The organism is Xanthomonas pisi DSM 18956, assembly GCF_001010415.1.
In the GTDB taxonomy this organism is placed as follows: Bacteria; Pseudomonadota; Gammaproteobacteria; order Xanthomonadales; family Xanthomonadaceae; genus Xanthomonas; species Xanthomonas pisi.
Map to the genome: position 1 here is coordinate 86,711 of NZ_JPLE01000010.1, position 16,031 is coordinate 102,741.

Sequence of the window (16,031 nt, forward strand, 5' to 3'; positions counted from 1 at the left end):
TCAGATCTAGAAGAGCTGACCCTGTGGAGACTTTTCCTGGGGGGGTTGGAAAAGATGGGTAGCCAGCGCTGGCAGCCTGGTGAATCCGAGCTCACGATGCTTCTTTTCAAACCGTTTGCGGATCAGGTCGGCCACCGGGCCCGTTCCGGACATCCTGGTGCCGAAGCTGGCGTCGTACTCCTTTCCACCATGCATCTGTCGCACCAAGCTAAGCACGTGCTCGGCCCGATCCGGGTAGTGCAGCTCTAGCCACTCTCTCCAGATGGCCTTGATCTCGTTGGGCAGCCTGAGCAGCACGTAGCCTGCAGCCCTCGCGCCGTGCTCGTAAGCGGCCTGAAGGATAGCTTCCAGGTCCTGGTCGGTGATCATAGGGATGACGGGCGCGATCAGAACGCCTACCGGCACTCCTGCCTCCTGCAGCTGCTTCATTGCCCGCAGCCTCGCGTGGGGAGCGGCGGCTCGTGGTTCGAGTTTTGCCGATAGCTTTCTATCGAGCGTGGTGACTGAGAAGTAGACCGTCACCAGCCGATCTTTGGCCATCGAGGCCAGCAAGTCGATGTCCTTGGTGATCAGGGCGCTCTTGGTGACGAAGCTTGCCGGATGCTTTGCGTCAGCAAGCACCTCAAGGCATTGGCGTGTAATTTGGTAGTTCCTTTCAATCGGCTGATAGCCGTCGGTGTTGATCCCCAAAGCAATCGGGGCGCACTTGTAGTTCGACTTGCTGATCTCTGCTCTGAGTCGTTCAGGCGCGTTCGTCTTTGCAAACAGGCGCGTCTCGAAGTCCAAGCCGGGTGAGAGGCTGAGATAGGAATGAGAAGGGCGTGCAAAGCAGTAGACGCACCCATGCTCGCACCCGCGGTATGGATTGACCGACGCGCTGAAGCCAACGTCTGGTGACGAGTTGCGGCTGATGACCGTCCGCGCTCGCTCTTCCTGTACCTGAGTTCGCAATCGCGGCTCGTCTTCCATCCCCTGATAGACGGACTCCCAGCCATCATCGACCCCCACGGTTGCTGTGGTATCGAAACGGCTTGGGACGCGCGATGCGGCACCTCTACCTTTGATGGGAACTTGTGCCTTTCGAGCATCGTGTTCCATAGCACCAACTTGGGAAGGATAGGTAGTTAGTATTATTACTAATCACAGCCACCGCAACCTCCGGAGATTCAGTTAGCTATATGCCATCTGGGGATCTGCAGAGAAGGTTCTTCCCAGGCTTATCCACAGCTATCGCTTGCGGAAGACCTTCATTGGGAGCGTTCGCCGGCGAGTGCCTTCGCTTCGGCCAGGAAGGTTGCATCAATGCACGCGATCGACGTGTTGCTGCGGGCAGGGGATGCCCAGCTGTGGCATAGCGAAGTCGCCTACGCCATCTGTGCACCGGTCGGCGGCTTGATGTCCCATTCGGTGAGTTGAGGGATGAGCTTTGACAGCTCTTCTGCAAGGCAGTACTCGAAGCTTCTGGCCTGACCCTCCTCTTCCTGCATTCGACGCACTTGCCTGACGACTTATTCCCTGCCCAAAGGCGAGAGGGGGAGTTCAAGGGTGAACTCCAATTCCGACATACGAGGTAAAAGTTCATGAGAAAGACGGCCAGTACTTATAGATAGACTGCCGTTGGAGGCTTAGTCTTTAAAGTACTGGAACCACAAGCTTCTTCGTATGGTCGAGCATACGAATCAAGCAAAACTTGCAGATGTGATCCGTGCGCATCGCGTTGCTCTGGGTCTCAGCCAGGAAGGCTTTGCCGACCACATCGAGATGCATCGCGCCTAGTACAGCAAGATCGAACGCGGCAAGAAGAACGTCACTCTCGCCACGTTGGAACGCGTGGCCGATGGGTTGGGCATGTCGATGTCTGCCTTGTTACTCGCCCCAGGGCTCTAACTCTCTTTGCAATTCACGAGCGTTGACTAACTCGTCCTGGAACGACGAGTTGGGCGGAGCTGTGCACGCAGTTCTGTCCAACTAATGTGTGCACTGTTTACGTCTTAACTGCTTGATCTATTAGCATTTCTTCAGTGAACAATCAGGGGGGTATTGATACCACCCGCCGTCGATTCGGCCGTGTGGATCACGTCATCCATCATTACCGCTCCTATCCGCGCCGTTAAGGGCTGATAGGAAGGCTTGGGACCTAGCCACTGGGTTCGGCGCCCTGGACTTGGAGCAGAGCATTTTCTGAAGAGATCTGCAAAAGGATCAGATATGTCCAGTAAGAAGGGCCATGCGGACTTCCGCAGCTCGGAGACTGGTCGGTTTGTGACCGAGCGCTTCGCGGAGACCCACCCGCGGACCACTCAGAAGGAACACAACCGCCCGTCGCCGCCTCCCTACGAGAAAAAATAAGAATGAAAAAAAGGGCCCGCATTGCTGCGGGCCCCTTCTTTTTTCGATAGACCCGTGCGTGTCGCCTGCATAGATGACCATGCGTTGCGGCATCGCATCAGAGATGCCTGAACTCGGCAAGACAACTCAAAGCTTTAGGCCTGCCAGTAGAACCCTGAAGCTCGGGAGACTCCGCAGTTGAAGAGGCAATGTTCGCCTAAAGTGATCTAAGTGAAAAGAATCATGAAATCCCCCTCACACGCCACCAAGCGAGCCCGGAGGCTGGCAGCTAAACATGGGCGGCTGCACCTCGCAGCCCACCGATGCTTGGTGATCCTGACGCATCTCAGATTCCTTGTCCTTCAGGCGGCTCGAACGATAAAAGCTGTGGGATACAGATGGGAGCGTCGGGCAAAGCGCTGGTCTCAGGCCCATCCGTATGCACTGTTGGCGGCCTTCCCGATATGGGGCGATCCCAAGTCGTTTCCGATACCGCCCAAGGCTCGTCTAGGGGATGCGATCCGAGACGCATTCAAAGGAAGCTGGCCATTGGCAACCGTGGCGGTTGCGCCTTGGGCGATTGCCTATGACCAGTACCGGTCCATGTTCTTGGACATGATGGAGGATAGGATCGTAGCCGAGGTTGGTCAGGTAGCCTTTGAGAATATCTCAACATGGCTGGAGATGAGCACGTACGTCTTCCCGGTGGTTGCCTACCTAGGAATCATTGCGATATCGCTGATCTGCGCTTTGGTGTACAGGCTGCAGGTGGTCATTACACAATTGGATTGGCGTGCAAAGCCACGAGTCGGCTTTCGATTCCACCTTACCCAGGTGGCCTCGATGGCTCTCTATCTTGGCCTCCCAACGCAAGCAGTTGCCTGGGTTATCAATCATCGAAGCTTCGCCGAGCCCTGGGTCCAGATGATCGCAAGTTCTCCACTGATGGTGATTCCAGCCTGTATCTGGATACTTGGGCGACGCCTTCAGCACAGAAACAGGGAGCGCTACCGCCGAACGCTCTACGGCAGCTCCCGGCGAGCACTCGTGGCATCCATTCTGACTACTGTGCTACTGCTTGGATTCTTCGTAAGCTGGAGGTTGAGCTTGCACTAGTCAGAACGTCGCCGTTTAGCTGTGTTTAGGGGTTGTTCGACATGTTTCATCTGAAAAAAAGCCTCTAAGATTACCTTAGAGAGAGCGTCTCTGGAAAGCGGAGTGGTCGATGAAAGATTCAACTCAACGGCAATTGGAAGATGCCCTAAAGAGACTACGCGATGATGAACCTGCCCACCCAAAGCTTCGCGCAAGTCTAGATTCAAAGCTTGGTGCCGGGAAAACCTATAACTTAGTCTCCATCGCCAATGTCGCCTTGGAAGCGGGAGTGAGCCGAACCCTTATCGGTTACGACGGCTGCCAGTACCCTGCGATCCGAATGGCAGTTCTGAAGGCAAAAAAGGCAGCTCCAGGTTCATCAACTATCAAGGCGCTGCGCCAGGAGATCGTCGAGCTAAAGAAACTTAAAGCGGAATTGGTTACGGTGATCGCCTCCCAGCGGGCTGAGCTAGATAGAGCTCAGAAATCGCTGATCGAGCTTGGCGCCGATCCCATTGTGCGCAAGATGCAAAGGAACTTCAGAAACAAGCGCATTAAAGAGTGAGGGCAGCAAGGATCGCATCGCTTTGCTTCTTCCGCCGGGTGGCGATTGCCAGGCTCGCCTTGTCTCCAGACGCATGTGCCCGCTTGACCAGCGCCTGGTTCTCATCGCGTCGGTTACTCCAAAAATCCACGTGTTCAGAACTGATGGCAAGGCAACTACATCCTACACATAACTCCAGATGGGCAACTTTAAGATTGGGCTTGGTCGCTGCAAAGCTAGACGTGCCTGCACGCTGATTGCACAAACTCTTTGACGGAAGCTGTGACGCCCAGCAGCGGCCATAAGGTGTGTTCCACAGTGACACTTCATTCTCGTTAACGTAGCGGACAGCGGTGTCGTCGTCCAACAAGCTCTCCTTGACTAGCTCCAGGCTCAGCGCCTTATGCACCTCGCTTACAACCTTAGAGAATCCGCCGGCCATTGGGGCAGATGAGAAGGTTATAGAGCGAAGCACGTGTACGGCTGACATAGCCTGAGCGTCCGAACAAGCTGAAACGAGCGTCGGATCATTTCCTATGTAGTATCGGCAGGTGATCGCATCGTTCACGTGTTTATAATGCTCGCTGAGCGCCTTGAGCATATTGGGATTGGTACGAAAAACGAACGTTGCGAAAGTTGGTCGCCATTGATGCGGTCTAATTCGCCCTTTCTTGTAGACCACGTGCGCGTGTTCACCGAGCATACTGAAGTCAACCCAGTTCAAAAGAAACTCCCGCTGTAATCGCGCGAGGTAACCACTGCTCATAGTCGTTACCGACGAGGAGTTCGTGGGAAGCCCACCTTTCGTTCTAAGAGTAATGAGAAGTTCGAACTGACCACCGAGGTCGCGAAAATCTTTAAGAAGTTCGTTGAGCGTCAGAACAGCGCGCACTGTAGGTGGCATGTAGTCAGCACCGACCGGTCTCGCGCCAATTAGCCAGTCTGCCTGTCTAGGCCTTCCACGCTTGGCAGTAGTGGCTTCCACATAAAACATCTCTAACAATCCATCAGGAGTGATCGAGCTGTGCAAGCACGCCGGCCATCCATTCGTTCGACTGGTTCGTGCGCGTAAGCTGAGTAGCTCATGGGCTCTCATACCAGTTCCCGCTTGCAGCACAATTGAGCAGGCTGCAACACACGTGACAATTAAGTAACGAAGTACAAAAAGCGGCTTTTCAAGAACGAAGTGATTGCCCTCGGCATTACGCCTAGTAGCCTTTTCACCTAGTAATAGCGATTCCTCGACATTAGGCATCGGTACCCGCATCTCCTTTGCGAACGCGTTGACCTGAGCATACAACTCTAGACGATCAGTAGCACTAATCTCCTCCCAGTCCTTTAAAAAACCCCTGATACTAAGAAGCTTACTTACTGCAGCGCGTAATGCTTCCGCTGAGTTGTCCATAATGCGTAGCGCCGTATTTAGTATCGGTATCGCAACCTCATCAGGAATTGCAGGTATGGTTTTACTTCCTCGCTTGAGTCCTAAATCTTTATTCACCACTTCGTAGGGCGACTTGGCATCGTAAGGCGCGAGCTTCAAAGTCATTGCACCCATACTACTCATTGCTACGCGCTGCCGATGGATCAGAGTTAGAACATTGATTGATGAAATAACGCCACTATGCGTGGGCTTTCGTGAGGCGCCCCATCGTTCAGCATCCCGCGTTCCCGTTTCGTGCATTAAAACCACGTATTCCGCAAAGGCCCATGAGTCCGCTGTGTCCAACTCGTCCAGATTCTTTATGCCCTCATCAATCATGAAGCTCGCAAGGTCTCTTACTCCAATGACGACCTTCTGTAGCCCGCCCGCCGTTGTAGCTGCAGATTCCTGCGGCGTGTAGACCAGCGTCCATATGAAGCATTTAAGGGAGAAGAGAAGTTCCTGATGTTCAGACCCAAAAAGCGACTCGCCATTCATAAGAAGCTTATCCCAGCTGATCACTGCGTTCTTCTTCACTTGACCAGGAGTTTCATTAGGAAGCGTCCACACGCGAGCGTTAAAATCTGCACCTGCGAAAGTAAGTCGACTTGGATTTTTGCTTTCACGTGGTGGCATATTTATTCCAACGGCGGTATGGGATTGAGGACTAATTGTTCCAGTCGCTTCATATTTGCCTTCTTAAGCGTGGATGCGAGAGCTGAGCCAAGGTGGTCGTATGCATTTCCATACCGCTCTCTGAAACGCTGCGTGCCAAGAGTGCGGAGCGCCTCACCGTACCTCTCGAAAAGTTGACTTCTTCGCACGATAGAAACTTCATCATTCATTTCGACCGAAAGTGGACATGCCGGACACAATCCATAGCCAGTGCACATACGTCCATCAATTTGACCGGGCATCGGACTTTGAAATGGATCCAGACATCGATAGCCGGGTGACGCCGCAGATCGATCGCCGAAGTGACTGCGAGAGTCAACTTTTGCATTGCTATCATGGTATCGAAACTGTAAAGCCATGGCTCCAGCTAGCGATTCCTCGTCATTTCTACGGGTTGCTTTAGAGCGGTAGTTGTCGTGTGTGACCGAAACCGTGCTGTGTCCAAGGAGAACACGGACCTTCTCCGTATCTCCAAGTATCTCATTCAGGTACTCGGCCCCCGCTAAGCGAATGGCGCTTGAGCCTGCGGCTTTGATTCCTCGCTCCTTGAAGAACCTGGACTTCCTCTCGGCTGAAAGATTGTAAGTCCCACCTAGCGGTTGTCCCAGCGAGCGGATTGCTCCGATCTTTCTAGTCTTGAACTTGCAGGCGTACAGAAATAGATCGTCACGTACCCGTTGGGGAGCGTTCACCCGAAGGTGTTTGGTCCATCGTTCAAGGAAGTCAATAACGTTGCAGGGATTGAACAACTCGTCGCCTTTAAAGAACGAACGATGAACCATGCCTTTTCCACGAAACTTTATGCTCGATAGTTTGTACTTGTTTGAAAATAATCCTGAGCATCTGTCGATGTTTGAAATACGCAAGCAGCACATCGGCTGCTCGTTCCAATGTGTGAAACACTGAAGGATGATGAAGGCAGGCATCAAGTCATTGACGCTTGGATTGATCAGTTTTGCGACACGTAGGTAACCTACCTCTTCCAAGCTAAGAAAAAAATCAGGTTCGTGTTGCTTTAGCCATTTTCGCTCCGGAAGTATCCCTCGATACTTGACTACCGCCTGAGCGCACAGTCCCTCAAGTGTGTCTGGGATAACATAGTGAGTTTTAGTGACAGAAAGATGGTGGTCAATTTGTGTAAGCGACACATCCAAGTCTCTGAAATTTTGCTCATGCGCCTTTATCGCGACGGTCAGCAACCTCATAAACTGCTCTTGTGATATTGCTTCCCTTTCTCTGCCCTCATTTCTCCGCGGATTATCTCCAGGCCACGGATTTATCGGAATATCGTGCTGGACGCCCAGCTTTGATAGCTTCGGAGAAAGCCGTGATATCAACTTGCGCAGCGCACTTAGCTTATGCATTCTATCGGAATAGCTCCAGACGCACTTTTGTCCATCTCTTCCTTTGTTCAACCATTGCGTAAAATCTTGAAACGTCACTCGATCAAGGCTACTTAGCTCGGCGTTAGGAGAGGTCTCGTTAAGGTATTGAATAATGCCGTAGCGAAGCAATCGGTGCGTTCCGTTTCGAGTTGTTGCTCTTTCTGATGCAAGGATGGCGAGTGTTGCATCGATGAGGTCTTCGGCGATCTGAGAGAGACCTGCCCATCCAGAAAAGTCGTAAAGCTTGATATCTTCATCGAGTGGCCCTTCGCACTGAAAGTGCAGCAGCCCTTTTTTCTCAACTCGAGAGAAGCGCACTTGAGTCGGACCGAATGAATTTTGGCCGGGCTCCGTTCGAAATCGTGTACGTTTCATCTTAAGTACCCATCCAGTGCAGTCATTAGATGGCGTTGATCCCTTTCTGACAGTTCCTCTTCTAGAAGCAGGCTCGCGTTTAGGTATATCTGTTCTGTGGTAGATCTATTTGCATGTCCAAGAAGCGCTTGAACTTTCTTAGCCGGGTCGGGATTTCCTGCGCGCGCTTCCAGGACGAAATGCCATAGAGCAAATGAATGCCTACAAGCGTGCGGAGAAGGAATACTGTTGTTTCCGGTATCTCCAATTGCGCGTTTTGCGGCGCGCCTCATTGTCTTTCTGAAGTTATTTGCTGTAAGCGGTTGACCACGGGAATAACTGGCAGCCGCATGATTGACGAAGACCTGGTTATGCTCTGCCTTTCCTTTCGAAGCAAGTATGGCTTCGGCGCGCTCGGTAGAAACATAGATGCTTAGCTCTTCCAGTAACCAAATAGGCACGATGAGTTTTCGATAACTTCCTCCTTTCGCTATCACGCTTATGTGGCAAGCTGCAAGAGAGCTCTCCTTACCGACTTTTTGAAATGGCAAATCGCTAATCTTGATTGATAGCGCTTCTGAGATCCGGGCACCGGTATTCAGCAAGAAGGCAAACAAAAGGCGATCCCGAGTCAGCACTTGCGTTTTTTCACTGGGCATCTGGCCGAGATTTTTGCTGATTGCCTCTACGAGGTCAGTAGCAATATGTTTTACCAGCGCGTCCGTTGCAGGTGTTTTTGGCACTTGAACATCCGGCGCTATGACACGTCTTTCCATTCCTCTTTGCAGGACCTTTGCTATCTTGAAGCGATTCTTCAAGCGCCCGTTATTCTGCAGATAATGGAAGAGCCGCTTTGCGGTCGAGACCCGCTTGATGACTGTCCGATCTGCATAATTCAGAGATGTCTGCGGACTCACTACGTACAACATGCTATCGGCGTACTGCTGGAGCAGTTCTTCCGAAAACTCTGCAAGAGTTGTGCTGATTTCGTTGGCGAAGAGAAGGAGGTCAACCAAGTCTTCAGCGTTAGCCCTACTTGTATTGGACTGGTGGCGAAGTTTTGGCCTACCCAGCAGGCTGACGTTCTCCGAAACCAAGAAGTCATAGACGTCGGGGATAGGCACCGACGTACGTCTATCGACAACGAAGTAGAAGCCCGCGGGAAGCGCGGCGGTAGACCCCAGCAAGTGACGCGCCTGCCCACGGTTAGGCAGAGCAACCGTTTGGGCGATCTGAGGCTGGTAGATATCCAAGACTGCTTCTCCCGGGGGCCGGAACGAAGAAATCACGGCCTTGGGGATCATGCAATCTAGCGAGCGGCCAACATCCGGCCAAGCTGAACACTGTCGACCAAGACTTTGGTACCTAGCTTAGTTCGTTCAGTGTTTCATCTCAACGAAAGCACCGCTAACTAAAGTTCAACGCCGCTTTACGTTGTGAACAATCTACCAAAACACCATACCGTGCTCGCAGCCGCGATACGGGTTGACCGACTGCGAGAAGCCGATATCCGGCGACTGGTTGCGGCTGATGATGCTGCGCGCGGTCTCCTCGGTGACCTGCGTGCGCAGCACGCCCGCAGCGAACTCCTCGCTGTCGTCCACGTGCCAGCCATCGTCCACCGCATGCTCGGTGGTGACTTCGAACCGTCCGGGCAGATAACCGGTCGCACCCCGGCCCTTGATTGCGCTTGCCATCGGCGCATCGTACGGCCGGCAGGTCTCATCCGCCGCGACAGGCCCCTCGACCGGATGAAGCTTTCAGGCCGCTACCCAGGCACCACGGCATTGGCGCCACGGTCATCGCAGCACGGCGTGCGCGCCGTAGAATCCGCGCATGCTCGCACTTGCTCAGGGCGCGTGGGATTGGCTGGCCAACATTCCCCATCTCGAAGCGCTCCTTCTTGCCGCCTACGTGCTCTATCTGCTGTGGATCGCCAGCTGGATCGTGCTGCAAAAGCGCGAGCCGGTGGCCACGCTGAGCTGGGTGCTGTCGCTGGCCGCGCTGCCGTACCTGGGCCTGCTGATCTATTACTGGCTCGGCCCACAGAAGGTGAAACGCCAACGGCTGCGGCGCGGGCGCTCGCGTTCGGGCATGGAAAGCTACAGCAGCGTCTGCCCGCCGGATGCCGATTGCACCGAGCTGGCTAAGATCGCCCAGTCCACTACCGGCCTGGCGCCGAGCAGCGCCACCGAAGTGCACTGGCTGGTGGATGGCGCGGCGACGTATGCGGCCATCATCGAAGCGATCCGCGGCGCCCGCGACCATATCCATGTGGAGTACTACATCTTCCAGCCCGACCACAGCGGCACCGCGATCTGCGATGCGCTGATGGAACGCGCCCGGGCCGGGGTGAAGGTACGTTTGCTGATGGATGCGATCGGCTCGTCGGCGATGACCCGGCGCGCCCTGCGCACGCTGCGCGAGGCAGGCGTGGAGACCGCCTGGTTCCACCCGTCGCAGTTCCTGAAGCCGTTCAAGCGACCGTGGCTGAACCTGCGCACCCACCGCAAGCTGCTGGTGGTCGACGGGCGGATCGGCTTCACCGGCGGCATCAATGTCACCGACGAAGAGAACGAGCAGGTGCGCAGCGATGCCTATCGCGACCTGCATGTGCGCCTGCAAGGCCACGTGGTGCGCAGCCTGCAGCTGGTCTTCCTGGAAGACTGGCTGTATGCCACCCGGCAGGAGCGCGCCGCCTTCCACGGCCAGAAGCTGTGGCCCGAAGACGTGCCCACGCGCGCGCAGGGGACGGTGGATGCGCAGGTGCTGGTGTCCGGCCCGGACTCGTCATGGGAAGCCATCCATCGGCTGATGGTCGCCGCCATTCACGAGGCCAAGCACCGGGTCTGGCTGGTCACCCCGTATTTCGTTCCGGGCGAGGCCGCGCGCATGGCATTGACCTCGGCCGCGCTGGGCGGCCTGGACGTCCGCCTGCTGGTTCCGCGCGTCAGCGACTCGCGCCTGGTGACCTATGCCGCGCGCTCGTATTTCGACGAGTTGCTCGAAGCCGGGGTACGCATCTACGAATACGGCCCGCGCATGCTGCACACCAAGGCGCTGCTGGCCGACGACGAGGTCTGCATCGTCGGTAGCGCCAATTTCGATAGCCGCAGCTTTCGCCTCAATTTTGAGCTGTCGATGCTGTTCCGCGACCAGGCGGTGGCCGCCGAGCTGGCCGGGATGATCGACACCGACATGCAGCAGGCGCAGGAAGTGCGCTTCGTGCGTCACCGTCCGCTCTGGCGCTCGCGCCTGCCCGAGGCCTTTGCACGGCTGCTGTCGCCGTTGCTCTGAGCCGCCTCCGTCCCACGTGGAACCGGAACGGGCGCGGCGCTACACTGCCGCCACTCATTGGGGAGCTCGTCATGCACTGGCTGTTTCTGCTCATGGCACTGGGTGCGCTGGTGCTGGCTTTCAGCACGCCGCACGTGTGGTTGCTGGTGGTGTCGCTGTTGGTGGCGTTGGTGTTGCTGTTGTTGTGGACCCGTGGCTGGTTCGCCGCCCGGATGGACGATACCCAGCGCGATACCAGCAGCATGATCGACCCGGCCGAACTGCGCCGGCTGCGCGAGATTGCCGAGGCCCGCAAGGCCGCCGCGCTGGCAGCGACCCGCGACGGCGAGCCGCAAGCGTAGTGAACGATGTCGTGACCACCCAGCTCAGCGTCAACGTCAACAAGATCGCGGTGCTGCGCAATTCGCGCGGCGGGCACGACCCGGATGTGGTGCAGGCGGCACGCACCTGCATCGCCGCCGGTGCGCACGGCATCACCGTGCATCCGCGTCCGGACCAACGGCATATCCGCGCCGACGACGTGCTGGCGCTGAGCGCGCTCACCCGCGAGCACGGCGTCGAATTCAATATCGAAGGCAACCCGTTCGCACCGCCGCGCGACGGTTATCCGGGTCTGCTGGAATTATGTCGTGCCACACGCCCGGAGCAGGTCACCCTGGTGCCCGACAGCGATGGGCAACTGACCTCCGACCACGGCTTCGATTTTGCGCAGGACACCACCCAGCTGGACGAATTGATCGCTGCGTTCAAGGCGCTGGGCAGCCGGGTCAGCCTGTTTGTGGATGCCGGCAATCCACGTCTCGCCCACGCCGCCGCGCTGGGTGCGGACCGTATCGAGTTGTACACCGGCCCGTATGCGCACGCATACGCACGCGGGCAGCCGCAGGCCGAACTGGCCCTGTTTGCCGACGCAGCCCGGCGTGCCACCGCTGCGGGGCTGGGAATCAATGCGGGACACGATCTGTCGCAAGCCAACCTTGGCGATTTTCTCGCCAGCGTGCCCGGCGTGCAGGAGGTGTCGATCGGCCACGCGCTGATCAGCGAGGCCTTGTATGCAGGCCTGGAGGCAACCGTGCGTGCGTATGTGGAGCTCCTACTCCTACGTGGCGTTGAGACGTCGACGTAGGCCGCTGCGCGGTTTTTCGTCGTCGGTACCTGGTTTGCCAGCATGGCGCGGCCACTCAGTGGTGGCGGTAGACAATGCGCATCGCAGCGTCGCGCGCCCCTTCCAAACGCGTCCAGAACGCAGCGGGCAGTCGTCAGGTGCATGTGCATGGCGCCCTCGGAACCGGAAAGCGCATGAGGGGCCATGGTGCACCGGGTAGCAGCGCCGGCCTGGTGGCTGCTCACCAGATCTGTGGCCGCTCCCGATCTGCCAACTGCTCTGGCCACGTCGCACTGCCGATTGGCCGCAGACGGGCCAGTGCATCGAGGAACGCGGCCTGGCACCACGACGAAGGATGGACGCGCCCCGGCGGCGGTTGGGGATCAATCCACACGGTGTGCAGCCGACAATGCGTAGCCCTCTCAACGATGGGCCGAGGCGAGCGGTCGGAGAGGCGAGCGGTCTATCGGCGCTTGCGCATCCATCGCGATGCGGCTCACGCAGCGCATCGCGCTACGCTGCGTGAGCCAGTTGGGCGCCTGCGCGGCAAGCGCTGCCCTTGGCGGCTATTGCACGAAAGCGATGTGCTCTACCTGTGCGTTCTTGGCTGCTGCCAGCACTTTGGCCAGGACGGCATATTCGGCTTCCTGGCTCGCGGTGATGCGCAACTCGGGCTGATTGCCGGTCGTCTCGCGCATCTGTTCGATCAAACGCGGCTGCAGGTCCTGCAGGCTCACCGGGCTGGCATTCCAGAACACCTGGCCGTCGGCATCCAGCCGCAAGGCGATCGGTTCGGGCGGCTCCAGCTGCACCGACGGCTGGCTGGCCGACTGCGGCAGATCCATCGTCATCGTGTGCGTCACCATCGGCGCGGTGACGATAAAGATGATCAACAACACCAACATGACATCCACCAACGGCGTGACATTGATCTCCGCCAGTGGTCCCCGATTCCCTGCCGTACTGAAAGCCATGACTGCCTCCGGTGCTGTTGTGATCGTGGGTGCTGCAGGCCGAGCATACACCTGGCAGGATGCGGTGGAAGAGGCAATGAGATAGGCGCCAGCGCTTGAGTGCCTTGAACGTGGCGACGCATCCGTGCAAAGAGCTCGGGTGCCAACCCAAACGCGTGACCGACGGAATAGACGTGCTGGCCCGTGAGGCGGACGCATGCAACGTCGGTGTATTGCGAACCGATGTCTAGTTGATCGCCCAAGCGTCTTGATCGGTGATGCGGACCCATTCGACGTCGCAGTCGAGCTAGCTGTGGTCCGGCTATGCGTAACGCCAGCCGTGCGTTCGCGGATGTGTCGTCTCGCCCGTACTATCGATAAGCGCCATGCATTCAAGCCATTCGGGGAACGGCGTGGATCAAGCAAAGATAATCCAGGAACGAGAAAGTCGCCTCTATTGGCCGTTATCTGCAAGCACCCATCTTCCGTAGCGAAGCGCTGCTGCAGATTCTGGTTACCGCACGCTGCCAAGGCGAATAATCCATCTGCCTTCGCATGCAATCGCGTGGGTGAGATTGCAGCTCTTGGCGGCGAACACGCAGCTCGCAGACATGATAAAAAAAAACGCCACCGTTTCCGGTGGCGTTGCAGTCGCGTCATGACTGTTGTGTTGCGGTATTGCAGATGCGTTTACTGCTGCATGAAGCCGATTTTCTTCATCTGCGAGTTCTTCGCAGCGGCCAGCACCTTCGCCATCACCTCGTACTCCGCATCCTGATTTGCATCGATGCGCAGTTCCGGCTGATTGGTCGGATCGGCCTGGACCACTTCTTCCATCTTCTGCTGCAACTGATCAACCGGCGTCGGGCTGTTGTTCCAGAACACCTGGTTGCTGGCGTCGATCCGCAATTCAATCGGCGGCGGCGGCTCAGTCGTCTGCGGTGGCGGGTTGAGCACCCGCTGCGGCAGATCCACGGCGATCGGGTAGGTCATGATCGGCGCGGTCACGATGAAGATGATCAGCAGCACCAGCATCACGTCCACGAGGGGCGTGACGTTGATGTCGGCCATCGGCCCACGGCTTCCACCAGTACTAAATGCCATGGCTTACTGCCCCTTCACTTTGGTTGCAACGAAACCGACGTCCAGCATGCCCTGACCCTGCGCGATCTTGGTGATCTCGTTGATCGTACGCATCTTGGTCGTGCGGTCGCCGCGCAGGTTGAGCGGCGGCTGCGGGGTCTGCTGTGCGGCGGTGGACAGGCGCGACTCCAGGGCTTCCTTGGAAATCGGCTCGTCGTTCCAGTACAGCGACCCATCTTCCTTGACGGCCAGGGTGATCGGCGCGGCGCGTTTCTCCGCATCTTCCTTCTGGATCAAGTTGGCCTCTGGCAGCTCCACCTTGACCTTATGGGACATCAGCGGTGCCGTAATGATGAAGATGATCAGCAGCACCAGCATGACGTCCACCAGGGGCGTCACATTGATGTCGGCCATCGGGCCACCGCTGTTTCCACTACTGAAGGCCATAACGGGCTCCGTCTAAATCGTTGCGAAGGCGTTCTTTACAACCGGATTAGCGAACGCGCGAACCGGTGGCGAAGAAGTCGTGCAGGTCGTGGGCAAAGGTGTCGAACTTGGCGATCACCGAGCTGTTGACCTTGGAGAAGAAGTTGAACGCGAACACGGCCGGGATAGCGACGAACAGACCGATCGCGGTCATGATCAGCGCTTCACCCACCGGGCCGGCAACGGCGTCGATGGAGGCCGAACCGGTTGCACCGATCTTGATCAGCGCGCCGTAGATGCCCCACACGGTACCGAGCAGACCGACGAACGGCGCGGTCGCACCGACGGTGGCCAGCAGGGTCATGCCCGACTGCAGCTTGGTGCTTTCGCGGGTCACGGCCTGACGCAGGGCGCGGTCGACGAACTCCGAACGGCTCAGGCTCTCGCCCAGACCACCGGTGTTGCCTTCGGCACGCTGGTGGTGAGCAGCAGCCTGGGCTGCGTCCAGTGCGATCTTGGAGAACGGCTCGGAAGCCGGCTGTTCTTCCATGGCGCGGATCGCGTCCTGTGCATTCGGGGCATCCCAGAACGCGGTGGTGACGCGGTCAGCCGCGCTCTTCAGGCGGGTGGCGCGGAAGATGTTGATGACAGTCCAGTACCAGGAGGCAGCGGACATCGCGATCAGGGTGATCAACACGACCCAAGACACGGCGAAGTCGCCGGGGCTGGAGGTCATTTCGGTGATCAAGTGCTCGAAGCCCATCTGCGACAGAGCGGCCGACGGATTGGAGCCCCCTGCAGCGGCGGCGATAAAGAATTCCTGCAGCATGACGCTTACCTTTGTTGTGTGTGGTGATGAAGGGTGGAGCGAAAGGAAGACAGGATCCTGGGCCGGCCATGGCCGGCCCGTGGGATCAGTTCAGAGCAAAGTTGACCGGGACGCGGACGCGTCCGGCGGCTTTCTGCCCGTTGACAGTGGAGGCGTTGAACTTCCACTTGCGTGCTGCGTCCATCGCGGCACGGTCAAGGTCGCGGTTGCGGCTGGACTTTTCGACCGACACGTTGGTCACGTTGCCGCTGGCATCCACATCCACGATCAGGATGACCTCACCTTGGACGCCGGCACGGAATGCAGCCGGCGGGTACTTCGGCGGGTTCATGTTCTTGGACGAGATATCGACACTGGCGCCAATGTCGCTCGGCGGAGTCGGCGGAGTCGGCGGGCTCGGCGGCGTGACGATATCGCTAGGACGCGGTTCGGGAACGTCGACCACCGGAGCTTCCGGCGGCGGCGGAACCGGTGACGGCTTCGGCGGCGACAGATTCTTGACCGGCGGTGGCGGCTTGTCTTCCGGCGGCGGCG

The 16,031-nt window shown here is 57.4% G+C and carries 14 protein-coding genes and 1 pseudogene; 5 read left to right on the forward strand and 10 right to left on the reverse strand.

What is annotated here, in order from left to right; genetic code table 11:
* Nucleotides 1–6: 6 nt before the first annotated feature.
* Nucleotides 7–1,134 (reverse strand): PA0069 family radical SAM protein, encoded by a 1,128-nt coding sequence (locus Y887_RS02240; protein WP_425476737.1) that lies wholly within the window; start codon nt 1,132–1,134, stop codon nt 7–9.
* 651 nt (nt 1,135–1,785) lie between these two features.
* Between Y887_RS02240 and Y887_RS21460 the strand changes: the two genes are divergently transcribed.
* Entirely contained in the window at nt 1,786–1,887 is a 102-nt protein-coding gene (locus Y887_RS21460; protein WP_342749412.1) for a hypothetical protein, read from the forward strand.
* 1,666 nt (nt 1,888–3,553) lie between these two features.
* The gene (locus Y887_RS02250) at nt 3,554–3,988 is read left to right on the forward strand and encodes a hypothetical protein (protein WP_146093361.1); all 435 of its coding nucleotides are present in this window, start codon (nt 3,554–3,556) and stop codon (nt 3,986–3,988) included.
* Here Y887_RS02250 and Y887_RS20025 read toward each other — a convergent pair.
* The 4 genes and pseudogenes from Y887_RS20025 to Y887_RS02260 form a co-directional block, all read right to left on the reverse strand.
* A complete protein-coding gene (locus Y887_RS20025; protein ID WP_146093360.1) occupies nt 3,978–6,026 on the reverse strand; it encodes a hypothetical protein in 2,049 nt (682 codons plus the stop codon). The genes Y887_RS02250 and Y887_RS20025 overlap by 11 nt on opposite strands.
* Nucleotides 6,027–6,028: 2 nt before the next feature.
* On the reverse strand, nt 6,029–7,825 hold the full coding sequence (locus Y887_RS20030; RefSeq protein WP_146093359.1) for a site-specific integrase: 1,797 nt from the start codon (nt 7,823–7,825) through the stop codon (nt 6,029–6,031).
* Complete coding sequence (locus Y887_RS18515; RefSeq protein WP_162199145.1) at nt 7,822–9,057, reverse strand: tyrosine-type recombinase/integrase; 1,236 nt, start codon at nt 9,055–9,057, stop codon at nt 7,822–7,824. Before Y887_RS18515 ends, Y887_RS20030 begins: the two co-directional genes overlap by 4 nt.
* A 207-nt stretch (nt 9,058–9,264) precedes the next feature.
* Nucleotides 9,265–9,501, reverse strand: a pseudogene (locus Y887_RS02260) (PA0069 family radical SAM protein); the annotation flags it as partial.
* Nucleotides 9,502–9,640: 139 nt separating this feature from the next.
* Here Y887_RS02260 and cls point away from each other — a divergent pair.
* The 3 genes from cls (at nt 9,641) to Y887_RS02275 (ending at nt 12,227) form a co-directional block, all read left to right on the forward strand.
* Nucleotides 9,641–11,101, forward strand: a complete 1,461-nt coding sequence (gene cls / locus Y887_RS02265) for a cardiolipin synthase (protein ID WP_046962807.1) — start codon at nt 9,641–9,643, stop codon at nt 11,099–11,101.
* Nucleotides 11,102–11,172: 71 nt separating this feature from the next.
* Nucleotides 11,173–11,442, forward strand: coding sequence for a hypothetical protein (locus tag Y887_RS02270; RefSeq protein ID WP_046962808.1), 270 nt, complete (start codon nt 11,173–11,175; stop codon nt 11,440–11,442).
* An 11-nt stretch (nt 11,443–11,453) separates the two neighbouring features.
* On the forward strand, nt 11,454–12,227 hold the full coding sequence (locus Y887_RS02275) for a pyridoxine 5'-phosphate synthase (protein WP_046962815.1): 774 nt from the start codon (nt 11,454–11,456) through the stop codon (nt 12,225–12,227).
* A 545-nt stretch (nt 12,228–12,772) separates the two neighbouring features.
* On the opposite strand, the gene Y887_RS02280 is transcribed toward Y887_RS02275, so the two are convergent.
* The 5 genes from Y887_RS02280 to Y887_RS02300 all read right to left on the reverse strand — a co-directional run.
* A complete protein-coding gene (locus tag Y887_RS02280) occupies nt 12,773–13,180 on the reverse strand; it encodes an ExbD/TolR family protein (protein WP_046962809.1) in 408 nt (135 codons plus the stop codon).
* Nucleotides 13,181–13,849: 669 nt separating this feature from the next.
* Nucleotides 13,850–14,263 (reverse strand): ExbD/TolR family protein, encoded by a 414-nt coding sequence (locus tag Y887_RS02285; protein ID WP_039411682.1) that lies wholly within the window; start codon nt 14,261–14,263, stop codon nt 13,850–13,852.
* Between the two features lie 3 nt (nt 14,264–14,266).
* Nucleotides 14,267–14,689, reverse strand: a complete 423-nt coding sequence (locus tag Y887_RS02290) for an ExbD/TolR family protein (protein ID WP_005912447.1) — start codon at nt 14,687–14,689, stop codon at nt 14,267–14,269.
* A 46-nt stretch (nt 14,690–14,735) separates the two neighbouring features.
* Nucleotides 14,736–15,497, reverse strand: coding sequence for a TonB-system energizer ExbB (exbB, locus tag Y887_RS02295; protein WP_029218134.1), 762 nt, complete (start codon nt 15,495–15,497; stop codon nt 14,736–14,738).
* A gap of 85 nt (nt 15,498–15,582) precedes the next feature.
* Nucleotides 15,583–16,031: energy transducer TonB (locus Y887_RS02300; protein WP_046962810.1), on the reverse strand; the 449-nt coding region annotated here is incomplete at its 5' end.